We start from the raw sequence: 21646 nt of genomic DNA, 5'->3' as shown, positions 1-21646 counted from the left end.
GCGGCAGGCGCCTCTCGAGGGCCGGCAGAACCGGTCTTCGGGGTTGGCCGAGACGGACGCGTTGCGGCTAGATGGCCCCAGGCATGCCGGGCGGGCTCATCGACCCGTCCACATTCGGCACCATTGCCGGAGCCGGTATGCCACCTTCGGCAGCGTTGTCACCGGGTATTCCGTCGTCTGGCACTTGGTCGTACATGCCTCCGAAGCAGTCCGGATTCCACCCCTCCGTCGCGCACGCCGGATCGTCCGGGCTGATGGGGGATTCGGGGGCGGCGGGTGTGCGGGGTGCTGCTGAAGCGACGGACATCATGTTCGCCGGGACCGCGCCCAGCACGAACACTCCCGCGATCGCCGCCACGGCTGCTCTCGTCAGTGCGTTTCGCGCCTCAGAAGCCATCATCCAACTCATCTGCCGCTCCTTCGCCTGGGACTCAAACGGGCCGGCGTGACGTTTGCCGTTGCCGCACCGTCATCGCCATGCTCGCAGCTCTAGACGTGCTGCGGGTGGAAATCCGAACTTCGCTGGCAAAAACGCCAATGCCGCTTGAAGTTTGACGTAGCTGTCAAAATCAAGGCGCGAGTCGGCCGGCGCTCTCCGAAGAGGCGCCGGCCGACCGCTCCAAGCGATCAGTAGTCCCAGGTGGCCGGCACGCAGCGGAAGACGTCACCGGCGGTCGCCACGTGGCAGACGGACGGGAACGGCAGGTGGGTGGCCACCAGCGATTCTCCGGTCGCCGCCAGCTCGCGCAGAAGCTGAACCCGGACGCGGGCAGCCTCCTCCGGATCGTGCTCGAACCCGTTCTGCCACTCGGGATTATCGAACCCGGGTGCGAAGACGGCGTCACCGGCGAACGTGAGCTTGTCGCCGCGGGATTCCAGGCGGACGACGCTGTGCCCGGGGGTGTGACCGCCGGTGCGCGAGATGAGCACGCCCGGTGCCACCTCGTACTCGGTCTCGAACGTCCGCAGTTGGCCCCGGTATTCGTCCAGGAACTGCGTCGCGACCCGGCGGAGCACGTCGGGGATCGGCTGGGGCATGACGGTGTGGGAGAAGTCGGGTGCCTCCCAGAACTCGGCTTCGGCGGTCGCTGCATGGACCTGCAGGTCGGGACGCAGTCGCTCCTTGAGCCCCTTGGTGATCAGCCCGCCGACGTGGTCCATGTGCATGTGGGTGAGGACGACATCGGTCACGGAACCGAGATCGACCCCCGCGGCCTCGAGCCGCTGGACCGTGTTGCCGGCCCGGGGGAAGTCGGGGAACTCGAGCCCCAGCCCGGCGTCGACGAGGATGGTCCGATCGCCGCTACGCACCACCACCACGTTCAGTGGCCAGTCGACCACCTCGGGCGGCAGGAAGTTGTCGCCCAGCCAGCCCGACAGCTCGGCCGGCTCGACGTTGGTGGCCAACGTCGACGCGGTGATCGGCAGGACCCCGTCGCTGATCACCAGCACCTCGATGTCGCCGACGTGGACCGCATAGCGTGACGGCACCAGCTCGTCGACCGGACTTCCGAGGCGTGAAATGTTGTCCAAGCTCATGCGTTCTCCTCCTGGGGGCTGTACCGGAAGACATGGTGAAATGACCTGTCTTTCCCGGGGAACGCCCTCCGGACACGAGATTCATCCGTCGATCGAACGCAACGTGTCGGGCAGCGCCGATATGGTCGACCGATGGCCTCGGTCAAGCAGTTCCAAGTCACTTTCGACTGCGCAGATCCGGAGCGTGTCGCTCGGTTCTGGTGCTCCGTCCTGGGGTACGTCGTCCCTCCGCCACCACCAGGGTTCGACGCATGGGCGGATTTCGATCGAACGCTGCCCCCGGAGCGTCAGGGTTCGATGTATGCCTGCGTGGATCCCTCAGGCATCGGTCCGAGACTGTTCTTCCAACGCGTTCCCGAAGGCAAGGTCGTGAAGAACCGCGTGCATCTCGACGTGCGGGTGGGCGCCGGACTGGTCGGGCCGGAGCGTCTGGAGACGCTCGAGGCCGAGTGCGGGCGGTTGGTCGAGTTGGGAGCGGTGCGCGTGCGACTGCTGGCCGCCGACGGCATCAACGAGTCGTGCATCGTGATGCAGGACATCGAGGGCAACGAGTTCTGTCTCGACTGAGCCTTCAACTCACAGCGGAGCCGATACCGGCGGGAGAGTTTCGACGACAGGCGTGTTCTGCGCCGCGGCCACCCACCATGTCCCGCCGTGCTGAACCAAGACGTACATCGCCATCTCGCTGAAACCACCGTCCAGCGCGCTGCGCCGAATCTGGGCAACCACTACGCCCGGTGCGGGATGGCTCACCTGCGCCGGCTCGAAGCGCGAAGCAGGCACGACCGGGGGACCGCTCATCATCCGACGATGGATCGGGTTGAGATTCGAATAGTCCTTGAGCACCATGCCTTTTGGTGTGCCCCATAGGATGTCGGCTGCGAACATCCCGTCGTATACGTCGGCATCTCCGGTTTCACCACCGCGCTGGAGATGGTCGATCAGTTCCCGCACCGCCTGATCGCCGTCAGCGGTCGGTGCATTCAGGTATGGACGCTGCGTCGTCATGGCTCAACCGTAGAATCCCAAGCGCAGTTGAGGTCAAGGAGTTTCACGGCTGGGCTACCGCGCGGTGGCCTCATCGATCTGTTCGCGCAGGATGTCGCCGTGACCTGCGTGCCGCGCGAATTCCTCGCTCATGGCAAGCAGAGTCCATCGCATGCTGACCCTGCCCTCGCGGGGATTGTCCTTGGTGTCATCGAGGTCGAAACGGGATGCGATCTCGCGTGATCGGCGGCTGGCACGTTCGAACTCGGCGATCACGTCGGCGAGCGACTCGTCGTCGGCGACGGCGAAGGTGCCCTCGTCGCGGTTCGAGTATCCGTCGCATTCAGTTTCGCTGAGTCCCGCCCAGAACCGTTGGAACCAGATCCGTTCCGCGGCGGCCGCATGCTTGATCAACGAGATCGGTGTCGTCAACGACGTAACGAGTCGTCGGCGGGCGTCCGCGTCGGACAGACCGCGTACGGTTCCGATGAGCGCCTCGCGATTGCCGTCGAGCATGTTCTCGATGATCGCTCGCTCTTCTCCATCGGTAATTCGTTTGGTAATCAAGTGAATTCACTCCAATCTGCTACCTGTTGAGTGGTCTGCATCGGTCAGGCTGAACGACACAGGCCGCGGGTGCCGCGATCTGCGTCGGAGAGGGATGAGGTGCCTGCGCCGGGGGACGGCCCAAGGGCGCTCGCCGCGTGGATTGCGGACCGAGCATGGACGATGCGTAAAACATCGATATGGCAGCTTCAGCCTGTCAGGAAGACCTGCCGCCTAGGTCAGTATGTGGGTCCGACGGCCGTCCTGGCAATGTTCCGAGGTGTCGCGGGAAGAACCGCGTGTCGATCCGGCCATCTGTGGGTACCTGGTGATGCCCACCCGGAAAGGCGTGCAACACCTTGTCCTGCGAGGCGAACGCGTCGAACAGCTCGAGACCGAATTCGGGCGGGATTTCCTTGTCGTCCAACGGGAGCAGGTACTCGATCGGGATGGTCACCCGTTCTGCGGCGTCGAGCAGAGTGTCGTGCGCCGACACCCAACCGAACACCGCAGCGGTGATCCGAGGCTCGACCGCGGCCAGCGTTATCCCGACCGCACCAGAGAGTGACGCCCCGGAGTAGCCGATCGGTGCGTGCGCACCGATGTCGGGCAGCGCCTGCAAGGCGTCGATGGCTACCTGCCATTCCGGGACAGCGCGCTCGGCCACCGAGTGGCAGTAATCGGCGAGGATCCGACCGAACGCGGGACTGCCCATGTCGCGCGCCTGGCGAAAATCGGCGATCCGGCGCTGGTCTTGTGGGCTTCGCGGTCGATCACCGTGTCCGGGCAAGTCGATGGAGACGACGTGGAAACCGTCAGCGGTCACCGCGGAATGGGCCCGGGCCACGTGCCGCGGGGCTTTCTTGTCCAAGCCGCCGGGGTGGCCGGCCAGCAGGAGGGGAGCGCCCTGAGAATCGGAGTCCGGTGACCAGAGCACACCGGTGACGCCGTCCAGGGTGAATGTGCGTTCAATGACGCCGTTCGAGATTGTCTGCGAGGTGAAATGCATGGTGTTGCCTCTCGGGATTGCCGTATTTCAGGCACTCCCGGCGACACCTTCGTCGAACCCTCAACCGTGAACACGAGCGGGGAGCACCCACATGGTTACTGCGTACATGGGTCTCACCTCCTCGCGTCATCTCACGGTTCCGCCGAACGGTATCAACGTGAAGGTGGACCCGTCCAACGGTTTTTCTCGTCGCTCGGCGGACCGCCCGCGGTCAGGCCCGCGATTGCGTCAGCGATCGCCTCGGCCATGGCGGGGCTGCCGGTGTGACCCGCGTCCTCGATGACCCTCAGCTTCGCCGCGGGCCAAGCCTGCGCGAGTTCCCACGCCGTGAGCAACGGTCCTGACAGGTCGAGCCGTCCGTGAATCAGCACTCCGGGAATCTCGGCCAGCCGGTGGGCGTCCCGCAACAGTTGTCCGTCGTCGAGCCACGCGTTGTGAGCGAAGTAGTGCGTGCAGATACGGACGAACGCCAACTTCGCCGCGTCCGTCTTGTCGCTGTATTGTCCTGGCTTACCGAGGTTTTCGTGTGCGATCACCGCGTCTTCCCATGCACACCAATCGTGCGCGGCCTGTTCGCGGGTAGCGCCATCAGGGCTTTCCATCAGCCGTCGATACGCCTCGACGAGGTTGCTGCCGCGCGCTTCGGCAGGCACGCCGGAGCGAAAACGTTCCCATTCGGCAGGCAACAGCAGACGCAGCCCGTGGTAGAGCCAGCCGATCTCTTGTGGCCGGCTCATCGTGACTCCGACCAGGATGATGCCGGTAACACGTTCGGGGTGACGCTGAGCGTAGGCAAGGATCAGCGTCGACGCCCAGGACCCGCCGTAGAGCAGCCACTGATCACAGCCCAGATGCTCACGGAGGAGTTCGATATCGGCGAGCAGATGTTCGGTGGTGTTGCACCCCATGTCGGTAGTGGGCTCGGCGGCGCTGGGGATGCTGTCGCCGCATCCTCGCTGGTCGAACGAGATGACGCGAAACTGTTCGGGATCGAATGACTTGTGAGCGTTGCGCGATCGTCCCGACCCCGGCCCACCATGAACGATCAACACCGGGCGACCGTCCGGATTGCCTCTGCTCTGCCAATACATCCGGTTGCCGTCACCGACATCGAGCAGGCCCTCGTCATGGACCGGGGCCTCACGGAACGATTCAGCAGCCACAAGTTGTGACGGTACCGGTGGCGGTGGGTATGAGTCGGGAAGCTGGATGCCCCGGGGTGGGGGTGCCCTCAAATCTGTTGACGCCAAGACGCTTTCAGCTTCGTTGCGCACCTTCGGTGAATCGTGCCAGTTGATCGGCGACGGTGCCCCAACCGTCGGCGAAGCCCAACTCGGCGTGGCGGTTCCTGGCGGCCGGGTCGCCGTGCCGCGCGACGATGCGGTAGTCGGTGCCGTCCGCGTGGTCGGACATGGTGACCTCGGCCGTCATCGTGACGGGAGCGGGGTTCGCGGGGCGCCACCCGCTGTCGACGGCGTTGGTGAACACCAACCGCTCGAACTCGTCCACCAACAGGAAGCACGCATCCAGATGCGGCACGAACGCGAGGCCGTCATCGCTCATCCGCGTCACGAACGCACCTCCTGGGCGGACTTCCAGGCGCTCGACGCGACACCACGTCGGCTCCGGTATCCACCACTGCGCCAGGCTGGTCGGATCGGTCCATGCCTCCCACACGGCCTTGCGGGGCGCGCGAATGATCCGTTCGATGCCGAGGTCGAGATCAGGGTTCATGTCGGGTCCTTCTCCTTGGGGTGGGTGACGAATTGCTCCAGCCGGTCGGTGCGTTCCTCCCAGACGCGTCGCTGCTGGGTCAGCCAGTCTTCGACGACCGTGAGCCGTTCCCGGTTGAGCTTGCAGGTGCGCACGCGGCCGACCTTCGCCGTGTGGATCAGCCCGGTCGACTCGAGCATCCGGACGTGCTTCATGAACGAGGGGAGTGTCATCGTGGCCCCGCGGGCCAGATCGCCGACGCTCGCCGGTCCGCGCCCGAGGTGGCGGATCACCGCCCGTCTGGTCGGATCTGCAAGAGCCAGGAAGACCTCGTCGAGCTCGGCGGAATACTGTGCCACACGGCTAAGTATCCATCGTCACAATACTTAGCGCAAGGGCTAAGTATTGTGAGAGCGCGGCGAAATCTTGGCCGAAACGCGTCCGGATGGACGAGGCGTGGCTGATCCTGATCACAGATGCCCACTGCAGGCCGATCGCACACGTGGGAGAGGCCGATGAACGACGACACCTGCGGCCGCCGGCGGCCGATCGGCGCGACTCGCGTCCTGGCTGTCCTCACCGCGTGCGCTGGGGCGGTCGCGATGGCTCTTGCGCTGACCTCGTGTGGCGCAGGAGATCACGATGGCGAACAGAGTCACGGCACCGCGACAACCTCCGCGGGGATCGCGCCGACACGGATCATCGACGAAATTGCAGTGGACTCCAGTGGTCGGCCCGCCAACGGCTACCGCGAATCACCCGATGCCGTCCCGGACCGTGCGGCCGAGTGCGATGAACCGTCACCTGCGGCCGCCGGCGACAACATTTACGGGTGCGCGCCATCGGCCTATGCCGCTGATGTGTGCTGGCCCGCCGCGGACCTGGATCTGCTCTGCATGAACGATCCCTGGGCGAAGGGTGTGCACCGTATTCACGTTGCCGCTCCGCTGGACCCCGTGACCGCACCCGTTGCGCCCCAACCTGTCGCATTGCTTCTCGATGACGGCACTCACTGCCGGCTCCGAAATGGCGGCTCGTGGGGTGGCCGTGACGACGGCTACGTCGGCGCCTACCGCTGCGACGCCAATCAGGTTGTGCTTGCCCGGCCGGACGCCGAGCCGATCGACCGGTCCACACCGTCGTGGACCGTCGAACTTGGTGATCTGCCGGGATTTGGGCAACCGGCGCAACCGCCCGCCGCCCACCGCGTGGTCACGGCTTGGTTCGCCGGTAACTGACACGTTTCGCCGTGTATCAGCGCCGCGGCCGGCCGATCAGTTCCTCGGCCAGTGTCCGCGCGGCGACGATCGGCTCGGTCGACCGGTCCAGCTTGGAGCCGAGCAGAGCGCCGTCGTAGAGCAACTGGATGCGCCGGGCCAGCACCGCGGGGGAGCTGACACCGGCCCGATCCAGCAGTGCGGCCAACGTATCCCGCAACCACTGGCGGTGTGCCCGTACGGGTTCGAGCTCCACACCGGGATATTCGGTAGCGGCATTGGCGTAGAGGCATCCGCGGTAGTCGCGCCGTGTCGCGGCACCTGAGGCAAGGTCGAAGAAGGTCAGGATGCGATCCACCGGATCATCGATCTCGGCGACCGCGCGCTCCCAGCGGTTGCGATCAGCGTGATCCAAATCGGTGAGGTAGGCGATCACCAAGGCGTCTTTGGAGCCGTAGGTGCTGTAGAGGCTCGCCTTGGCGACCCCGGCCTCGCGCAGGATCTGGTCGATACCGACGGCGCGAATACCCTGGTTGGCGAACAGTTCAGCCGCGGTGGCGAGCAATCGCTGTGCCGGCGGGACGGTGCCCGTCGCGGGCACAGCCGTCGCTGTGGTGCCTGCCTGGAGCGTGCTCATGACGCCAGCCTAACCCGGAAGGCCACATAGACAGACCTGTCTGTCTATGTGAATCTCGTGTCGTTCCACCCCTGCGACACCGAGGACTTTCACCGTGACTCTGTATCTCTACGAACTCACCCCTGATGCCACCGATGACGCCGCGGTGGGGCAGCTGCTCAAGACGCTCGATGCCGAGATCGCCCGCGCTGGCGGGGAATTGATCGAGTCCCAGGTGACCGCGCAGCGCCGGCGGGTGTTCGCCATTGCCGAGTTCGCCACCGACGCGGCCACGCTGGACGCCGCACAGCTGGCCGTCGCCGCGGTCGCGGGTCCGCATCAGGTCCGGCTGGTCGGTGCCGATCTGTCGGCGCTGAAGGCGGCCCGGCCGCAGGCCGGCTATCTGGTCGAGTGGGATCTGCCTGCCGACCTGGACATGGAGTCCTACCTGGCCCGCAAGAAGGCCAATGCTCCCAAGTACGCCGATGTGCCCGAAGTCCAGTTCCTGCGCACCTACGTCCGCGAGGACATGGACAAATGCCTGTGTTTCTACGACGCGCCGGATGAGGCCGCGGTGCGCCGGGCCCGCGATGCGGTGAGCACCCCGATCGACCGTCTGCACGGATTAGACGGACCGCTCCTGTGACGGCCACGCTCGCAGCGTCCGCACTCGACCGGGTGGCGCACTCCGTGGCGGCCCGGGCGTCTGATCTCGACGAACAACGCACCGACGTCCGCATCGATCTGGCCGACCTCGGCCGGGCCGGTCTGCTCGACCTCGAGCTGCGCGACATCGTCCGCGTCGTCGACGAGGTGTCGGTGCACAGCTTGGCCGTCGGCTTCTCCACCTGGGCGCACCACATGACCATTCGGTATCTGCACGCCTCGCCGGAAGGCGAATTCGGCAAGCAGATCGGCGCCCTCGCCGCAGCGGAACGAATCGGCGTCACCGCGATGGCGGCTGGTCTCAAACAGGTGGCCGGCCTCGACCAGGTCCCGGTCACCGGCGCAGCCGATGGTGCCGATCTGGTGATCAGTGGCCCGATTCGTTGGGCCTCCAACGTGTTTCCCGAGGCGCTGATCGTCCTGCCGGTCCGTGTCGGTGAGCGGACCCTGGTCGTCACGGTGGACGCCGGTGCCGACGGTGTGACCGCCAACCCTGCACCATCGCTGACGGCGCTCGGGGCCACGGCCTCCACCTCACTGCAGCTCGATCGTGTTCGGGTTTCGCCGCACCAGGTGGTGGCCCCGAATCTGGACGCGTTCGTCGCCGGAATCCGCCCCGCATTCCTGTTGTTGCAGACCGCATTCTGCGCCGGCGTGACTCGCGCGGCGCTCGCCGCGGCCACCCAGGCACATACGGGCCCGCTGGCCCGATTCGGCGCCGAACTCGACGATGCGGTCACCCGTGCCACCGACGTCCGATCACGGCTGTACCGCTGGGCCGCCGACCCGGATGGCGCGACGGTCGCCCAGCTGATCCGGCTGCGACTGGACGCGGCGGGCCTGGCCGTCGACGTCACCCGCTTGGAGCTCGCACTGACCGGCGGCGCCGGTTACACCCTGGGCAGCGCCACCAACCGGCGGTTCCGCGAGACCGCCTTCCTGCCCGTGCAATCACCCTCGGAAGGACAACTGCGGTGGGAACTCACGCGCTACGAATAACCAACGGCGCCAGATACTTCGGCGAGACACCGGCACTGGCCGATATCGACCTGCAGATCCGCACGAGTGAATTCCTCGCCGTACTGGGCCCGAGCGGCAGCGGGAAATCCACCCTGCTGCGGATCTGCGCCGGACTGGACGCCCTGAGCGCCGGCACCCTCACCTGGTCAGGGGACGGTACCCGGCCGCGCACCGGGGTGGTCTTCCAGCAGCCCCTGCTCATGCCGTGGTTGACCGTCGCCGGGAATGTGGCCTTCGCTCGTCGGTTCGCGGCGCAACGGAGCGGGTTCGACGCCGGCGACGCCGCGAAGCTCATCACCAGGTTCGGGCTGGATCACCTCGCCGCGCGTTATCCCGATGAGTTGTCCGGCGGGCAGGCTCAGCGGGTCGCGATCTTGCGGGCGGTCGCCACCCGGCCACAGCTGCTGCTTCTCGACGAGCCGTTCAGCGCGCTGGACCCGGCCACCCGGACGGATCTGGTCGGGTGGCTGGGCGAGCTGGCCCGCGAACTCGACATCACCGTTGTGCTCGTCACCCACGATGTGGACGAGGCCCTTTCGCTGGCACAGCGCATCGTGCTGCTCGACGGGGGACGCGTTCGCGCAGACTGGACGGTCGGCAGCGACGGAACCCCCACCCGCAGCGAGATTCTCGACCAGTACCGCACCGATACCACGGTGGAGGTTCGGTGACGCGCTTGACCCGGCGCTCCCTGCTGACCGGAGCGGCCGGATTGACCGCGGCCGGAGGTCTCTTCGGCATCGGCGGGCTGGCGCACAGCGCGGTCAGCGGTCCGCCGGGTGCCGAGGGCGCTCTGCGGGTCGGCTATCTGCCCATCACCGATGCCGCACCGCTCCTGATCGCCCACAGCGCCGGGTTGTACCCGGCCGGGGTGGTGAGCTCGGCTCGGCCTGTGCTGTTCCGCAGTTGGGCGGCGCTGGCCGAAGCCTTCATCACGCGCCAGGTCGACATCGTGCACCTGCTGATGCCGATGGCCGTCCAGCTGCGCTACACGCTGGGCGCCGGGGTTCGCGTGTTGGGCTGGAACCACACCAACGGTTCGGCGCTGACGGTGGCACCGCACATCCGCGATCTGAGCGACCTGGCCGGAACTCAGGTGGCCATCCCGTTCTGGTGGTCGATCCACAACATCGTGCTTCAGGAACTGCTCCGGGCGCATGGCCTGCGACCGGTGGTGCGGCGCAGCGCTTCCCGCGCAGATCGGACCGTCGAACTTGTCGTGATGAGCCCGTCGGACATGGTGCCCGCCCTGGCGAACGGCACGCTGGGCGGGTACGTGGTGGCCGACCCGTTCAATGCGGTGGCGCAGATCAAGAAGATCGGCCACATCCACACCTTCCTCGGCGATGTCTGGCGCGACCACGCCTGCTGCGCGCTGGTCACGCGCGACGACGTCATCGCCTCGCGGCCCTGGGCCGTGCAGGCCGTGGCCGATGCGGTGGTGGGTGCGCAGCTGCGGATCGATGCCGACCGGGCCGGCGCGGCAGCCGCGCTGACGGGTGGCAAGTATCTGCCGCAGCCCACGCCGGCGATCACGCTGGCGCTGACCTACCCGAAACCGCCCTATCCGCCCGCGCATCCGGACTGGCAGCCGCAACGTCTGGGTTTCCAGCCCTTTCCGTACGCGAGCTTCACCCGTCGCCTCGCCGAGGCGATGCACGACACCGTTGTCGACGGCGACCGCCGGTTCCTGGACCGGCTCGACCCGGCCTCGGTGCACACCGAACTGGTCGAGGATCGGTTCGTCCGCCGTTCTCTGACCTCTCATGGCGGGCCCAGTGCGTTCGGGCTGACCGCCGACCTCACCCGAACCGAACAGGTGCAACCGTTATGACCATCGTCAGTGCTGACAAAGTCTCTGCATCCGAGGGCATTTCGCGCTGGGGGAGACGCTTCACACCACCGGCCGTCGCCATTCTGGTCACCATCGCGCTGTGGTGGCTGGCGACATCGGTGCTCAGCGGGCCGGAGTCGTTGCTGCGCCAGACCGCGCCGCAGCGGGTGGTGCCGGCCCTGGCGGGTCTCATCGACCGCGGCGTGCTGCTGAGCGATCTCGGTGTCAGCCTGTGGCGGTTGGTGATCGGGTTGGCCGTCGCGGCCGTCATCGGGATACCGCTGGGCCTGTTGGTCGGATTGTCCGGCGTCGCCGAGCGCGCCGGCGGGCCGATCATCGCCTTTCTGCGCATGATCTCGCCGCTGTCCTGGACACCGATTGCGCTGGCACTGTTCGGTATCGGCAATCAGCCGGTGATCTTCCTCATCGCCGTCGCCGCGGTCTGGCCGGTGCTGCTGAACACAGCGGCCGGTGTTCGCTCCGTCGATCCGGGACTGCTCAACGTGGCGCGCTCATTCCACGCCACGCGGCGGGAGTTGTTGATCGCGGTGATCCTGCCCGCGATCCGCACCCACGTGCAGACCGGCATCCGGTTGGCGCTCGGTGTCGCGTGGATCGTGCTCGTGCCCGCCGAGATGCTCGGGGTGCGCTCGGGCCTCGGCTATCAGATTCTCAATGCCCGCGATCAGTTGGCCTACGACCAGGTCGTGGCGGTCATCGTCGTCATCGGCTTGTTGGGGTTCGTGCTCGACACCGCGGCACGCTGGTTGCTGAGCCCGGCGCGTCGCACCTGAGCCGCTTGCGTGCTAGTTCGGCGAACTCGCTCCCGGCCCGTCAGCGTCGACGGTAATCTCCCAGCGTGACGGTTAATCGTCGCAAAATCTTGGGCGGAGCGGGCCTGGCAGGCGCCGCGGCCGCAACCGGTGTGGGCGTTGACCGCCTGATCATCTCGGCCGGCGCCGGCGATGGCCCTGACAAGGAAACCCCAATGTCCGATGACGCTGCGCGCTTTGGTGATCCCCGCCTACCCGCCGAGACGATCACCTCGCAATCACACCTGTTCCATCTCGGCGCTTCGCCCAAGAGCACACATGACGGGGGCTGGTTCCAACAGGCCAACGAGGACAACTTTCCGATCCTCAAAGGTCAGGAGGCCAGCCTCCTGCTGCTCACGTTGCAGCCCGGTGGTATCCGCGAGCCGCACTGGCATCCCAGCGCGTGGGAGCTCAACATCGTCACCAGTTGAGTGGCGACCTGGATCGTCATCGACGGGAACGGCAACTACGAGGCCTTCGACCAACACGTCAATGACATCGTTTTCGCGCCCCAGGGTTCATTTCACTACTTCGAGAACCGCGGCCCCGACGACATGAGCATCATCATCATCCAGAACACCAGCGCGCCCGAAGACAAGGACAACATCGGGATAGGGGAGTCCCTCAGCAGGCTTCCACCGCGGGTGTTGTCCGCGGTATTCGGCGTTCCGGCAGAGACATTCAGTTCGTTCAAGAAGATTGACAACGCCGTCGTCATCCTGCGGTCGCCGTAACGGCCCTCACGGCTGAACACCGCCCACTCGGGTCGATATGGTGGGGCGATGGTCGATGATCGTCCGTGGGAGCCGCCGCTGGCGGGCACTGAGGCAGAGCACCTCATCGGTGCGCTGGAGCGGCTGCGTGTCACCTTCCGATGGAAGGTGGGCGGCCTGGATTCGGCGGGATTGCAGGCGCGAATTGGCGCGTCCTCGCTGACCCTCGGTGGGTTGACCAAGCATCTTGCGCGGGCCGAGGCGGAGCGCTTCGGCCCGGTGCTCGACGGCTCGCCCATCGGTTCACCATGGGATACCGCGGACTGGGATGCCGATCCAGATTGGGACTTCAGTTCGGCCGCCGACGACACCCCGGAGCAGATCTACGCGTTGTGGGATGACACCGTGGCGCGATCCAGAGCCCGGCTCCAAACAGCGCTTGCCGCAGATGGTTTGGGTCAACTCGTGGAATTGGAATGGCCCGATGGTCGGCGAGCCAGCCTGAGGCGCAGCGTCTGCGACATGATCGAGGAATACGGGCGGCACACCGGCCATGCGGATTTGATCCGCGAGAGTGTGGACGGTCTGGTGGGCGAAGATCCGCCCGATGGTTGGCAGCCGGGTTAGTCGCCGGGGGTCGCGCAGCCGTCCAGATCTGTGTCCCGGGGCGGCCAGGTTTCTCCCAGCCGGCGCTCGCATACTGACGGCGTGCCGCCAAACGGTCCGGGGACCATCGAGCCGCCAGTTCCCACACCGATGCCTCCGATACCGGATCCCGATTTCAACCGATTCGGGCATGGGATCTCGCTGCTCGGTGGCTGGCTGCCGCTGAGCGTCGAGATCGCGACGATTGTCGTGCTGGTCGCCGCGATCGGGTGGCGGACGCGGCGTTGGCGGATGCTCTGGATACCCATCTGCGTGGCCGCTGGTGTCGTCGTCGCGCTCGCGGCGCGTGCCTACATGAACTCACAAGGGCTGGCCTCCGATCCGGCACCCATCACGCTGTGGGTGTGGACGGCATTGTTCGCCGGCTCAGTGGCGGTGGCGTTCGGGGGGTTTCGCAGCGCCCGATGGTGGCGGCGGGCTCTTTCCGTATCGGCGATCCCGTTGACGTTGATCTGCACGCTGCTCGTACTCAACGGCTGGGTCGGTTACTACCCGACAGTGCAGCGTGCGTGGGGAGATGTCACGTCAGGGCCGTTGCCGGATGAGACTGATGCGGCCGCACTTGTCGGCATGCGCGGCACCCGGCCCGACACCGGCAAGGTGGTGCCGGTTGACATTCCCTCCGACGCAAGCGGATTCAGACACCGCCGTGAGTATGTCTACCTGCCACCGGCTTGGTTCAGCGGTCCAACCCCGCCGTCGCTGCCGGTTGTCATGATGATCGCCGGAGAGTTCAGCAATCCGACGAACTGGATGCGTACGGGAAATGCGATCGGGGTGATCGACAGCTTCGCCAGAGCACACAGGGGAGCCGCGCCGGTTTTCGTCTTCGTCGACTCCAGCGGCAGCTTCAACAACGACACCGAGTGCGTCAACGGCCCGCGCGGCAAGGCTGCCGACCACCTGACGATGGACGTTCGTCCCTACGTCATCTCGCGCTTCGCCACCTCATCGGACGCTGCGGACTGGGGCGTGGTCGGATGGTCGATGGGCGGCACCTGTGCGATCGACCTGACGGTGATGCACCCCGATATGTTCCGGACGTTCGATGACATAGGAGGTGACCGGGGGCCGAATTCGGGAACCAAAGAGCAGACGATCAGCCGCCTCTATGGCGGCGATGCCAATGCGTGGGCGACATTCGACCCGCGAACCGTCATGGCCAGGCATGGGCCGTACGTCGGAGTGGCAGGGTTTTTCGACGACTCGCAGGAGCCAGCCGACGACAAGACGAAGAATCTGCCGAACCGTCCCGATCAACATCGTGCGCCCGTCGGTTTCGGCGGGCACGACGATGCCGATGAGTTCCGCGAGAAGGGCGCGTTACCCGATCTCTGTGCGGCGGCGGTGGCCGTCGACATCTCCTGCTCGTTGCGGGTGTATCCCGGTTACCACACATGGCAATTCGCGGCTACGGCGTTCGCCAATGCGCTGCCATGGCTGGCCCAACGCGTGCACGTACCTGGTGCTTAGGTGAAGACCGGTCAGTCTGTCCAGACCACCTTGTCGGTACCTCCGGCGTCCCGATACACAACGCTGTCGGGCGCCGTGCCGCCCCGTACGTCGAAGTAGACGCGCCCCGTTGTTTGCATCCCCGGCGCGATCGGCTGGTTGGGCAGGCCGTCAGTCTGGTTTCCCTTCATATTTGCGTAGGTCGAACTGTTGACAGCCCGGGCGTTGAAATCGGCAATGTTGGGCGTGGGGGAGCCGCTCACAGCTCGCGCCGTGACGTCGGAGTACCACACGCCGTCGTTGTGTCCGCTGGGCTGCAAGTTACTCACGGTGTAGTCGATGGCCCCACCGCCGCTGGGGACCTCTGCCGTCTGGCCGAACTGCACAGATTCCGGGTCGGCGAAGGCCGGTGGAGCAGCCAAGGTTCCGGCCGCCGCGATTCCGGCTGCAGCTGCCGCTGTTTTCAATGTGATCTGCGAGAACACGTCAAGCTCCCTTCGTCATGGTCCTGTTGCCCAGGAATGACTACCTTCTGTCTCACTGACGGGTTAGCCATCCTCTCCGATCCCAAACCTCATCGCGCTCCACAAGCGCGGCCCACCATGGCAAAGCCTCCCAGCAACTTTCACTTCGGAAGGAGGTCGACGTCGTCGCAGCGAAGGCGAAGCACCGCAACCTGTGGGGTTACGGTCGCAGGATGTCGTCCGGTGACACGGTTTCGACGAATATGCGGGCTGCCGCAGCGAGTTTCGTGTCCGCGGTGGCCAAGGCGTCCGCTTGAAGTTGGGTAAGTGCGATGTACTCGGCCTGGTAGGTGTCCTGCCAGTTCAGTTTTGCTGCTATCCGCCATGCGTGGTCCTGCAGTGATCGGTCGCCGAGAAGGCGGATCCGCAGCCCGCGGACATCGTCGAGAATCTTCCGGCCGGCCCGTTCGTCGATCTCGCCGCGGTGCACCGATTCGTACACGAGGGCAAGCGCTTGCGAGCGCAACAGCGTGGGAGCCGCCAGGCTGTGCTCCGGTGGAATACTCGCCTCGGCGGTGGCGAGGTCGATGGCCACCCGCGCATCGATGACGAAGATTGTCATGTCGGAACTGTCCCATGACCTCCGTTGTTCCGCCACGAGATTGTCGTCGATTCGCCGACAGCGCAGCCACTTTCGGGCCGGATCGCCACGCGCGTCGGTTGCGCCCCTGCGGACCGTAAGATCGGCTCGTGGGTGAAGTGCTCGACGAGGGACCGTTCTTTCACGGTACGAAGGCGGAGCTGCGGCCCGGGGAGTACCTGACCGCCGGGTTCAACTCGAACTACCGGCCCGAGGTTGTCATGAACCACATCTACTTCACTGCATTGCGCGACGGGGCCGGCTTGGCGGCCGAGGTCGCGGCGCTGGACGGTGCGACGCCGCACGTCTACGAGGTCGTTCCCACCGGGCCGTTCGAGAATGATCCGAACGTCACAGACAAGAAGTTTCCGGGCAACCCCACGCGGTCGTTCCGGAGCGAAGCACCGCTTCGTGTGGTGCGTGAAGTGACCGATTGGACGCGGTTGACGCCGGATTCGCTACAGATGTGGCGAGACCGGCTCACCTCGATCCGCGCCGACGAACGAGGCGAGATCATCAACTGACGACACCACCGGCCGTTATCGGCAAACGGGGCGACGGTCGTCGATCATGCGTGCACACGACGCTTGTCGTCGGTGTCGTACTGGGGTTTTGCAATATCCCGAGTGTTCCAATACAGTCCGTGGCTAACTATCGCACTGCAGTAGTACCAGGCAGAGTGACGTGCACCACATCGCCGCAAATGGGGGAATCTTTGCGGCGGGTGTGATGTGTTGGCCGCGGCCGACTCTTGCGTCGCCGCAGCAATAATCGCAATCGGCAAACTTTTTCTGGTGCGTACCCGGTCGGATCGTCGCTTATCGGCGCGTAGTGACCAGTACGCAGTCCGACCCTGTTTTCGGTGCACAGAGACGGGTTGGAGGGGGGGTGTCCGTGTCCGACATACGGACCCACAAGTTCAAATCCCCCACAGAAGAGAGCAAAAGCATGCCGAAATTCGACAGACCAACAGGTCCGTTCAGAGAACAGAAGCACGTCAAGAAGATCGTCAGTGCTTTTCTCGTAGCGACTGGCCTCGGCGGTGCCACGCTCGTTTCTCCACCGATGCACCGGCATGCGGCTGTTGCAGCTGAGGAGCGCCCGGTGGGCGCCGTCGCCCCCACGCCGGCCGTCGCCGTCGTTCCTCCTCCTGCCCCGGTGGTCGTCACCAAGGACTCCAACGCGCAGGATATCGTCAAGGCCATCCTGAGTCAGGGCCGGGCGGCCAGGCTGAGCGACGACCAGATCAAGACCATCATCGCCACTGCGAAAATCGAGTCCAGCTTCCGCCCGACCGCATCCGGCGGTGTGCAGGCTTATGGCGGCCGGGGGACCGCGGCTGACGAGGTCATCGGCTTGTTCCAGGAGAAAGCCAGTTTCGGTACCGTCGCCGACCGCCAAGACCCCAACAAATCGATTGCCCGGTTCATCGCCCGGTTCAACGAGGCGTACAAGAAGTTCGGCATCACCGGCGATACCGTGCTGGCGGCCACGCTCGCGCAGAACCCGCAACTGCTCAAGTACCACGGCGGGGTCGGAACGCAGTACTACAACACCATCAAGGCCGCGATGACCGCGGCTGCAGACCTGTACAGCCAGGCCGCCGGCGCCACCCTGCAGCCGGTCACCTGACGACCGGACGCTGCCGGCGTCATCACTCGCGTCAATTGCCCTTTCGCCCAGCAGGAATGAGCAGTCCGCACGCATACTCCTGCGGACTCGGCAGAGGAATTCTCCGAGTCACGTGTCACGCAGAGCTCCCCGCGTTAGTCTTTGCCGATGATTGCGGGCGAGAGGGCGCCTGATTTCACTCTGTGTGACCACACCGGTCGGCCTCGGTCACTGTCCGCGCTCCTTTCCGGCGGGCCCGTTGTGCTGTTCTTCTACCCACTGGCGTCCTCACCGATCTGTACAGCCCAGGCCTGTCATTTTCGGGACCTGAGCAACGAGTTCGCCCAGGTCGGCGCCCAACGGGTGGGCATCAGCCTGGACACCGTCGACAAACAGGCCCACTTCGCCCAACAGCGCTCGTTCGACTATCCGCTGCTCTCGGATCCGGACGGCGTTGTGACCGAGCTGTTCGGGATGCGCCGAGGCAGGTTCGCCAAGTTGCGTGGATCCGTCGCGGTGGGTGGGGAGGCCCGGCGTGGCCGGCACGCTCGGCGCCGTGGCCTGCTGGCCCGGCTGCTGCCGGTCAGACGAGCCACCTTCGTCATCGACACCGACCGCACCATTCTCAAGGTCGTCTCCAGCGAGCTGCGCGCATCGGTACACGCCGAACACGCCCTGCGGTTCTTGGAGAAACGAAAGGTGCGGCCTCGTTCACCAGATGTCCGGGAGAAGCGCGCCGGCGCGCCTCAACCGTCGGAGGGGGAGGGCGAACCGACCGACGACTGGTTCAGGGGATCGCCCAGCGTGGACGAGCCGGCCCTGATGCCGCCGAACACACCGATGGCAGGCCGGATCGACTCTGGTGTCGAACTGGCACTCGAGGCTCCGGTGGAAGCGCTCAACGGCACAGGGAAGTCGCCGCGGTGGCCGAAAGATGATGTGCGGGGCCAGATCCTGACGTGGTGCGCGCGCGGTAGCACGGTCGCAGAGATCGCCGCGCGTCTGTCCTTGCCGCTCGGTGCGACGCGATTCCTGGTCGACGACTTGGTGACACAGGGTCACTTGAGGGTGCACGCCTCCCTTGGTGAATCGACCCCAATCGACGAACGACGTGAACTGATCGAGAGGACCCTGCGTGGCCTGCGGGCCCTCTGACCTGGACTTGAGGCCGTCATACCTGGCCCATGAACGCGCGGACTGCCTGCACGGGGATATCGGCTCCGGTCATGGTGATTTCGCCTGTCGCCGAACGCCCTGACAGCCACCGCACCAAGTCCGGGGGAGCGCCGGCGAGAGCAACCTCTGGCCCCGAGTTCGGCCCGACCGACCATTGGTAGCGGTTGTCGCGGGTGCCGACCGTCACCCGGACACCGCCGGGCAGCTTCTTGAGCTGATAGCGCAGTACGAGGGGAATCACTTCGACCAGGGCCGCAGGCACCGTGTGCACTCCGTTGTTGGACCGGATCAGATCGTCGTGATGCGTCCAGTACTCGAACAGGGTCAGTGGCGCCACCAGGGGCCGCAGCAGCAGCCGCGGCACGGGCCGCCGCAGCCGGTTGACCAGTGCGGTAAACCCGTGGCGGCGCTCCAACCGCAGGGCGGTGTCGACCAACACCGGTGGGGCCGGCACCGAAACACCGTTGTGCCACCAGGGTTCGAGCGATGAAGGTCGTCACGCCACCATTGCGCTCCTCACCCACCAGGTGGGCCGCGAGCTCCAGTGCGGTCCACTCACCACACCCGGTGGGAGCCGACGGGCCCACGTTGAGAAGGGATTCCGCGAATGCCGCTCGTTCGGCCTTGACGTCCTCGGCGATCGTCACGTCCATCAGTGTTACCGCCGAGGCGAAGGGGAAAGGAGCTTTCCGTCGATTCGGCCCTCGGCAAACCCCGAGTGCGTCGTTCGTGGCAAAAATTTCGCGATGGTCTCAGTTGAGCAAAGGTCCCGTAGCGCACCTGCGATGCGCGGGCCGATAGCGATTGCTTGGCCTTAGTGTTGGCGGCTGTGGCCGGACTGGGCAAATATGTGAAGCGCTGGAGCACAGCGCTTCACATCACGATGGCGGCATCGATAGTTACCGCCTCCGGACTCGCGGTCACTCCGGTAGCTCAAGCGGCCGCGGCCGCGGCGAGGTTGTCGGTGTCATCGACGTGGCAGACCGGCTTCATCGCCCACTTCACCATCGTCAATGCGAGTTCGGTGCCGATGACGGATTGGCGGCTCGAATTCGACTTGCCGGCGGGCGAATCCATCTCGCACACGTGGAGCAGCACGTTCGCGCAATCCGGCACCCACTATGTAATCGGTCCCGCGAATTGGAATCGCATCATTGCGCCGGGCGGTTCCGCTACCGGCGGTATGCGAGGCGTGCTGAGCGGCTTCTACTCGCCACCGTCGAATTGTGTGCTGAACAGGCAATATCCCTGCACCTAGCGGCGATTGGGGCGACCAAGCTCGAACCGTTCAGGCGCCGGCCGACTGCATCACGCATGGGGCGACCGGGCCATGGATCGCCTGCGCCACTCAATAGGTTCGGTTATAGTCCCGGCCGGGCGAGGGTTCAGCCGTAACTTGACCCACACCACATGAAAGACGTGAGGGGAACCGCATGAGGACGATCGCACGCAACACCGCACTCGCCGGCCTGTCGGCCGTCGCATTTATCGCCGTGGGCTGCAGCAATGGCCAAAGCGTCGAGACGTCGGCGCCGCCTCAGGTCGGGTTGATCGCCACTTCCACGCCTGTAGCCCCGGCTCCGCCTGCCGAAGTGAAGCTCATCGGGGACAGAGACGTCGAGGTGACGCTGACCGGCCCGATCGCTGCCAAATACTCGTCGGCAACCGAGGAGCAGAAGCAGGCTCTCGGAAAGCCCCTGACGGGTGACCGCAACGCGGGAGCACGGGAGAGCGGCGTGGTGTTCCAGCAGTTTCAGGGCGGTGTGATCACCGCCAAGAGCAAGGAGACGGGCACACCTGCATACATCACCCGGGGCAAGATCCGGGAGGCCTGGAATGTGCCGCGCAACCCGGACGGCGTGCCTGCGGTCACCGGCGACAACGGCTCGGTGGGTCCGCTGGGCGCGCCCACCAGTGACGAGACCGCTGACGGGGATCTGCTCGTGGAGACGTTCGAGCACGGCCAGGTCTCGTACAACACGAAGACCGCGCAGGTCGAGGTGACCGTCAACGGCAAGGTCGTGCCGTCCGGGCTGTAATGAGCGGTCTGCTATGGACCTTGCCGTGACTGAGTTCTCTTGCACCGGTGAGAAGTTCGAGGCCGTAGTTGGGTGGGCCCGCCTCGGCGTGACCGGGGAACTGTCGTTCAGCGTGCCAAAATGGTTGGCATGACTCCGGTTCCGGAAGGGGCGAGTGCCTACGACGACTTCGCCGAGGGCTACACGGCCGAAAACGAGACCAGCCTACTCAACGCGTACTACGAGCGACCAGCGATGCTGGATCTCGCTGGGGATGTGACGGGCCGGCGGATCCTCGACGCCGGATGCGGCTCGGGTCCGCTGTTCGCCGCGCTGCGTGATCGCGGCGCCATCATGACCGGCATCGACATCAGTGCCAAGATGCTTGAGCAGGCCCGCAGGCGCCTCGGCGCCGACGCGGATCTACGGGTCGCCGATTTGGCTGACTCCCTGCCGTTTCCGGATCGCTCGTTCGACGACATCGTTGCGTCGCTATCGCTGCACTACCTGAAAGATTGGGGGCCGACGCTGACTGAGATGCGACGAGTACTGGCCCCCGGAGGCCGACTCATCGCGTCGGTCGAGCATCCTTTCGCCAACTTCCTCACGCAGCGGATGGCAGGGGAGGAGACGAACTATTTCAAGACCCGCAACCGAACCGAAGAGTGGACCATGGGCGGGCAGACCGCACAGCTGAGTTTCTGGGACCGGCCGCTGCACGCGATGACCGACGCCTTCACCACGGCAGGCTTTCGAATTGGTGTCATCAGCGAACCGCCGGCTCTTCCTGCCGCCCGCGAGTTGTTTCCCGAGGGATTTGACGAGAGCACCGGCATGCGGTTCTTGTGCTTCTTGTTCTTCGTCCTGCACGCCGACTAACGCCGTGGCCAAGCGGATGGACACTCGTGGGTTGCCACAGTGATCACGATCTGTGCCAAAGGCTT

27 protein-coding genes and 2 pseudogenes are annotated in these 21646 nt (G+C 65.6%); 17 read left to right on the top strand and 12 right to left on the bottom strand.

Annotation, left to right across the window (positions count from 1 at the left end):
* Positions 1 to 67: 67 nt before the first annotated feature.
* Positions 68 to 409 (bottom strand): hypothetical protein, encoded by a 342-nt coding sequence (locus tag TX88_RS34305; protein ID WP_162563162.1) that lies wholly within the window; start codon positions 407 to 409, stop codon positions 68 to 70.
* 218 nt (positions 410 to 627) lie between these two features.
* On the bottom strand, positions 628 to 1539 hold the full coding sequence (locus TX88_RS18275; RefSeq protein WP_044518617.1) for an MBL fold metallo-hydrolase: 912 nt from the start codon (positions 1537 to 1539) through the stop codon (positions 628 to 630).
* A 132-nt stretch (positions 1540 to 1671) separates the two neighbouring features.
* Between TX88_RS18275 and TX88_RS18270 the strand changes: the two genes are divergently transcribed.
* Complete coding sequence (locus TX88_RS18270; protein ID WP_044518616.1) at positions 1672 to 2106, top strand: VOC family protein; 435 nt, start codon at positions 1672 to 1674, stop codon at positions 2104 to 2106.
* A 9-nt stretch (positions 2107 to 2115) separates the two neighbouring features.
* Here the strand turns inward: TX88_RS18270 and TX88_RS18265 are convergent, their stop codons facing one another.
* The 6 genes from TX88_RS18265 to TX88_RS18240 form a co-directional block, all read right to left on the bottom strand.
* A complete protein-coding gene (locus TX88_RS18265; protein WP_049925064.1) occupies positions 2116 to 2547 on the bottom strand; it encodes a nuclear transport factor 2 family protein in 432 nt (143 codons plus the stop codon).
* Positions 2548 to 2601: 54 nt separating this feature from the next.
* Entirely contained in the window at positions 2602 to 3042 is a 441-nt protein-coding gene (locus TX88_RS18260) for a DinB family protein (RefSeq protein ID WP_044518614.1), read from the bottom strand.
* Positions 3043 to 3289: 247 nt separating this feature from the next.
* A complete protein-coding gene (locus TX88_RS18255) occupies positions 3290 to 4081 on the bottom strand; it encodes a dienelactone hydrolase family protein (RefSeq protein ID WP_044518613.1) in 792 nt (263 codons plus the stop codon).
* 152 nt (positions 4082 to 4233) lie between these two features.
* A complete protein-coding gene (pip, locus tag TX88_RS18250) occupies positions 4234 to 5244 on the bottom strand; it encodes a prolyl aminopeptidase (protein WP_280113227.1) in 1011 nt (336 codons plus the stop codon).
* A 94-nt stretch (positions 5245 to 5338) separates the two neighbouring features.
* Complete coding sequence (locus TX88_RS18245) at positions 5339 to 5815, bottom strand: SRPBCC domain-containing protein (RefSeq protein ID WP_044518612.1); 477 nt, start codon at positions 5813 to 5815, stop codon at positions 5339 to 5341.
* Positions 5812 to 6153, bottom strand: coding sequence for an ArsR/SmtB family transcription factor (locus TX88_RS18240; protein WP_044518611.1), 342 nt, complete (start codon positions 6151 to 6153; stop codon positions 5812 to 5814). Before TX88_RS18240 ends, TX88_RS18245 begins: the two co-directional genes overlap by 4 nt.
* 156 nt (positions 6154 to 6309) lie before the next feature.
* On the opposite strand from TX88_RS18240, the gene TX88_RS18235 reads away from it, so the two are divergent.
* Entirely contained in the window at positions 6310 to 7032 is a 723-nt protein-coding gene (locus tag TX88_RS18235; protein WP_049925062.1) for a hypothetical protein, read from the top strand.
* A 16-nt stretch (positions 7033 to 7048) separates the two neighbouring features.
* On the opposite strand, the gene TX88_RS18230 is transcribed toward TX88_RS18235, so the two are convergent.
* A complete protein-coding gene (locus tag TX88_RS18230) occupies positions 7049 to 7648 on the bottom strand; it encodes a TetR/AcrR family transcriptional regulator (protein WP_044518610.1) in 600 nt (199 codons plus the stop codon).
* A gap of 94 nt (positions 7649 to 7742) precedes the next feature.
* On the opposite strand from TX88_RS18230, the gene TX88_RS18225 reads away from it, so the two are divergent.
* The 8 genes and pseudogenes from TX88_RS18225 to TX88_RS18190 all read left to right on the top strand — a co-directional run bounded on the left by TX88_RS18225 (position 7743) and on the right by TX88_RS18190 (position 14814).
* Positions 7743 to 8273, top strand: a complete 531-nt coding sequence (locus TX88_RS18225) for a DUF4242 domain-containing protein (RefSeq protein WP_044518609.1) — start codon at positions 7743 to 7745, stop codon at positions 8271 to 8273.
* Positions 8270 to 9292 (top strand): acyl-CoA dehydrogenase family protein, encoded by a 1023-nt coding sequence (locus TX88_RS18220; protein WP_044518608.1) that lies wholly within the window; start codon positions 8270 to 8272, stop codon positions 9290 to 9292. The genes TX88_RS18225 and TX88_RS18220 overlap by 4 nt, the downstream gene beginning before the upstream one ends.
* The gene (locus TX88_RS18215) at positions 9268 to 9984 is read left to right on the top strand and encodes an ABC transporter ATP-binding protein (RefSeq protein WP_044518607.1); all 717 of its coding nucleotides are present in this window, start codon (positions 9268 to 9270) and stop codon (positions 9982 to 9984) included. The genes TX88_RS18220 and TX88_RS18215 overlap by 25 nt, the downstream gene beginning before the upstream one ends.
* Positions 9981 to 11147, top strand: a complete 1167-nt coding sequence (locus TX88_RS18210) for an ABC transporter substrate-binding protein (RefSeq protein WP_044518606.1) — start codon at positions 9981 to 9983, stop codon at positions 11145 to 11147. The genes TX88_RS18215 and TX88_RS18210 overlap by 4 nt, the downstream gene beginning before the upstream one ends.
* A complete protein-coding gene (locus TX88_RS18205) occupies positions 11144 to 11941 on the top strand; it encodes an ABC transporter permease (protein ID WP_044518605.1) in 798 nt (265 codons plus the stop codon). Before TX88_RS18210 ends, TX88_RS18205 begins: the two co-directional genes overlap by 4 nt.
* 86 nt (positions 11942 to 12027) lie before the next feature.
* Positions 12028 to 12696: pseudogene (locus TX88_RS35655) on the top strand (cupin domain-containing protein).
* A 48-nt stretch (positions 12697 to 12744) separates the two neighbouring features.
* Complete coding sequence (locus TX88_RS18195; protein WP_044518604.1) at positions 12745 to 13302, top strand: mycothiol transferase; 558 nt, start codon at positions 12745 to 12747, stop codon at positions 13300 to 13302.
* A gap of 129 nt (positions 13303 to 13431) precedes the next feature.
* Positions 13432 to 14814 carry an alpha/beta hydrolase gene (locus tag TX88_RS18190; RefSeq protein WP_084621931.1) on the top strand — a complete coding sequence of 461 codons (1383 nt, stop codon included), beginning with the start codon at positions 13432 to 13434 and terminating at the stop codon, positions 14812 to 14814.
* An 11-nt stretch (positions 14815 to 14825) separates the two neighbouring features.
* Here TX88_RS18190 and TX88_RS18185 read toward each other — a convergent pair whose 3' ends face one another.
* Together TX88_RS18185 and TX88_RS18180 are read right to left on the bottom strand one after the other, a co-directional pair.
* Positions 14826 to 15278 (bottom strand): DUF1942 domain-containing protein, encoded by a 453-nt coding sequence (locus TX88_RS18185; RefSeq protein ID WP_044518602.1) that lies wholly within the window; start codon positions 15276 to 15278, stop codon positions 14826 to 14828.
* A gap of 199 nt (positions 15279 to 15477) precedes the next feature.
* The gene (locus tag TX88_RS18180) at positions 15478 to 15879 is read right to left on the bottom strand and encodes a type II toxin-antitoxin system VapC family toxin (RefSeq protein ID WP_044518601.1); all 402 of its coding nucleotides are present in this window, start codon (positions 15877 to 15879) and stop codon (positions 15478 to 15480) included.
* Between the two features lie 128 nt (positions 15880 to 16007).
* Between TX88_RS18180 and arr the strand changes: the two genes are divergently transcribed.
* The 4 genes and pseudogenes from arr (at position 16008) to TX88_RS35645 (ending at position 18663) form a co-directional block, all read left to right on the top strand.
* Complete coding sequence (gene arr / locus TX88_RS18175; RefSeq protein ID WP_044518600.1) at positions 16008 to 16421, top strand: NAD(+)--rifampin ADP-ribosyltransferase; 414 nt, start codon at positions 16008 to 16010, stop codon at positions 16419 to 16421.
* Between the two features lie 364 nt (positions 16422 to 16785).
* Positions 16786 to 17529, top strand: coding sequence for a hypothetical protein (locus TX88_RS18170; RefSeq protein WP_244438449.1), 744 nt, complete (start codon positions 16786 to 16788; stop codon positions 17527 to 17529).
* 147 nt (positions 17530 to 17676) lie between these two features.
* Positions 17677 to 18207 (top strand): annotated as a pseudogene (locus TX88_RS35650) (peroxiredoxin); the annotation flags it as partial.
* Between the two features lie 123 nt (positions 18208 to 18330).
* Positions 18331 to 18663 carry a DUF742 domain-containing protein gene (locus TX88_RS35645; RefSeq protein WP_322786865.1) on the top strand — a complete coding sequence of 111 codons (333 nt, stop codon included), beginning with the start codon at positions 18331 to 18333 and terminating at the stop codon, positions 18661 to 18663.
* A gap of 16 nt (positions 18664 to 18679) precedes the next feature.
* Here the strand turns inward: TX88_RS35645 and TX88_RS18160 are convergent, their stop codons facing one another.
* Positions 18680 to 19138, bottom strand: coding sequence for a maleylpyruvate isomerase mycothiol-dependent enzyme family protein (locus TX88_RS18160; protein ID WP_162563161.1), 459 nt, complete (start codon positions 19136 to 19138; stop codon positions 18680 to 18682).
* 375 nt (positions 19139 to 19513) lie between these two features.
* Between TX88_RS18160 and TX88_RS33400 the strand changes: the two genes are divergently transcribed.
* The 3 genes from TX88_RS33400 (at position 19514) to TX88_RS18145 (ending at position 21581) form a co-directional block, all read left to right on the top strand.
* Positions 19514 to 19942 carry a cellulose-binding domain-containing protein gene (locus TX88_RS33400; RefSeq protein WP_084622024.1) on the top strand — a complete coding sequence of 143 codons (429 nt, stop codon included), beginning with the start codon at positions 19514 to 19516 and terminating at the stop codon, positions 19940 to 19942.
* 175 nt (positions 19943 to 20117) lie between these two features.
* Entirely contained in the window at positions 20118 to 20723 is a 606-nt protein-coding gene (locus tag TX88_RS18150; RefSeq protein ID WP_044518597.1) for an LGFP repeat-containing protein, read from the top strand.
* Between the two features lie 129 nt (positions 20724 to 20852).
* On the top strand, positions 20853 to 21581 hold the full coding sequence (locus tag TX88_RS18145; protein WP_110917967.1) for a class I SAM-dependent methyltransferase: 729 nt from the start codon (positions 20853 to 20855) through the stop codon (positions 21579 to 21581).
* Positions 21582 to 21646: the final 65 nt, after the last annotated feature.

It is taken from the genome of Mycolicibacterium septicum DSM 44393 (assembly GCF_000455325.1).
Taxonomy (GTDB): Bacteria; Actinomycetota; Actinomycetes; order Mycobacteriales; family Mycobacteriaceae; genus Mycobacterium; species Mycobacterium septicum.
Note: the sequence above shows the minus strand (reverse complement) of the source record. Positions and strands in the feature narration are given on the sequence as shown.

Excerpts from the sequence above, each read along its gene's own strand:
- TX88_RS34305 (WP_162563162.1), bottom strand. The coding sequence starts at position 409 with ATGAGTTGGATGATGGCTTCTGAGGCGCGAAACGCACTGACGAGAGCA.
- TX88_RS18275 (WP_044518617.1), bottom strand. The coding sequence starts at position 1,539 with ATGAGCTTGGACAACATTTCACGCCTCGGAAGTCCGGTCGACGAGCTG.
- TX88_RS18270 (WP_044518616.1), top strand. The coding sequence starts at position 1,672 with ATGGCCTCGGTCAAGCAGTTCCAAGTCACTTTCGACTGCGCAGATCCG.
- TX88_RS18265 (WP_049925064.1), bottom strand. The coding sequence starts at position 2,547 with ATGACGACGCAGCGTCCATACCTGAATGCACCGACCGCTGACGGCGAT.
- TX88_RS18260 (WP_044518614.1), bottom strand. The coding sequence starts at position 3,042 with ATGCTCGACGGCAATCGCGAGGCGCTCATCGGAACCGTACGCGGTCTG.
- TX88_RS18255 (WP_044518613.1), bottom strand. The coding sequence starts at position 4,081 with ATGCATTTCACCTCGCAGACAATCTCGAACGGCGTCATTGAACGCACA.
- TX88_RS18245 (WP_044518612.1), bottom strand. The coding sequence starts at position 5,815 with ATGAACCCTGATCTCGACCTCGGCATCGAACGGATCATTCGCGCGCCC.
- TX88_RS18235 (WP_049925062.1), top strand. The coding sequence starts at position 6,310 with ATGAACGACGACACCTGCGGCCGCCGGCGGCCGATCGGCGCGACTCGC.
- TX88_RS18230 (WP_044518610.1), bottom strand. The coding sequence starts at position 7,648 with ATGAGCACGCTCCAGGCAGGCACCACAGCGACGGCTGTGCCCGCGACG.
- TX88_RS18205 (WP_044518605.1), top strand. The coding sequence starts at position 11,144 with ATGACCATCGTCAGTGCTGACAAAGTCTCTGCATCCGAGGGCATTTCG.
- TX88_RS18195 (WP_044518604.1), top strand. The coding sequence starts at position 12,745 with ATGGTCGATGATCGTCCGTGGGAGCCGCCGCTGGCGGGCACTGAGGCA.
- TX88_RS18190 (WP_084621931.1), top strand. The coding sequence starts at position 13,432 with ATGCCTCCGATACCGGATCCCGATTTCAACCGATTCGGGCATGGGATC.
- TX88_RS18180 (WP_044518601.1), bottom strand. The coding sequence starts at position 15,879 with ATGACAATCTTCGTCATCGATGCGCGGGTGGCCATCGACCTCGCCACC.
- TX88_RS35645 (WP_322786865.1), top strand. The coding sequence starts at position 18,331 with ATGCCGCCGAACACACCGATGGCAGGCCGGATCGACTCTGGTGTCGAA.
- TX88_RS18150 (WP_044518597.1), top strand. The coding sequence starts at position 20,118 with ATGAGGACGATCGCACGCAACACCGCACTCGCCGGCCTGTCGGCCGTC.
- TX88_RS18145 (WP_110917967.1), top strand. The coding sequence starts at position 20,853 with ATGACTCCGGTTCCGGAAGGGGCGAGTGCCTACGACGACTTCGCCGAG.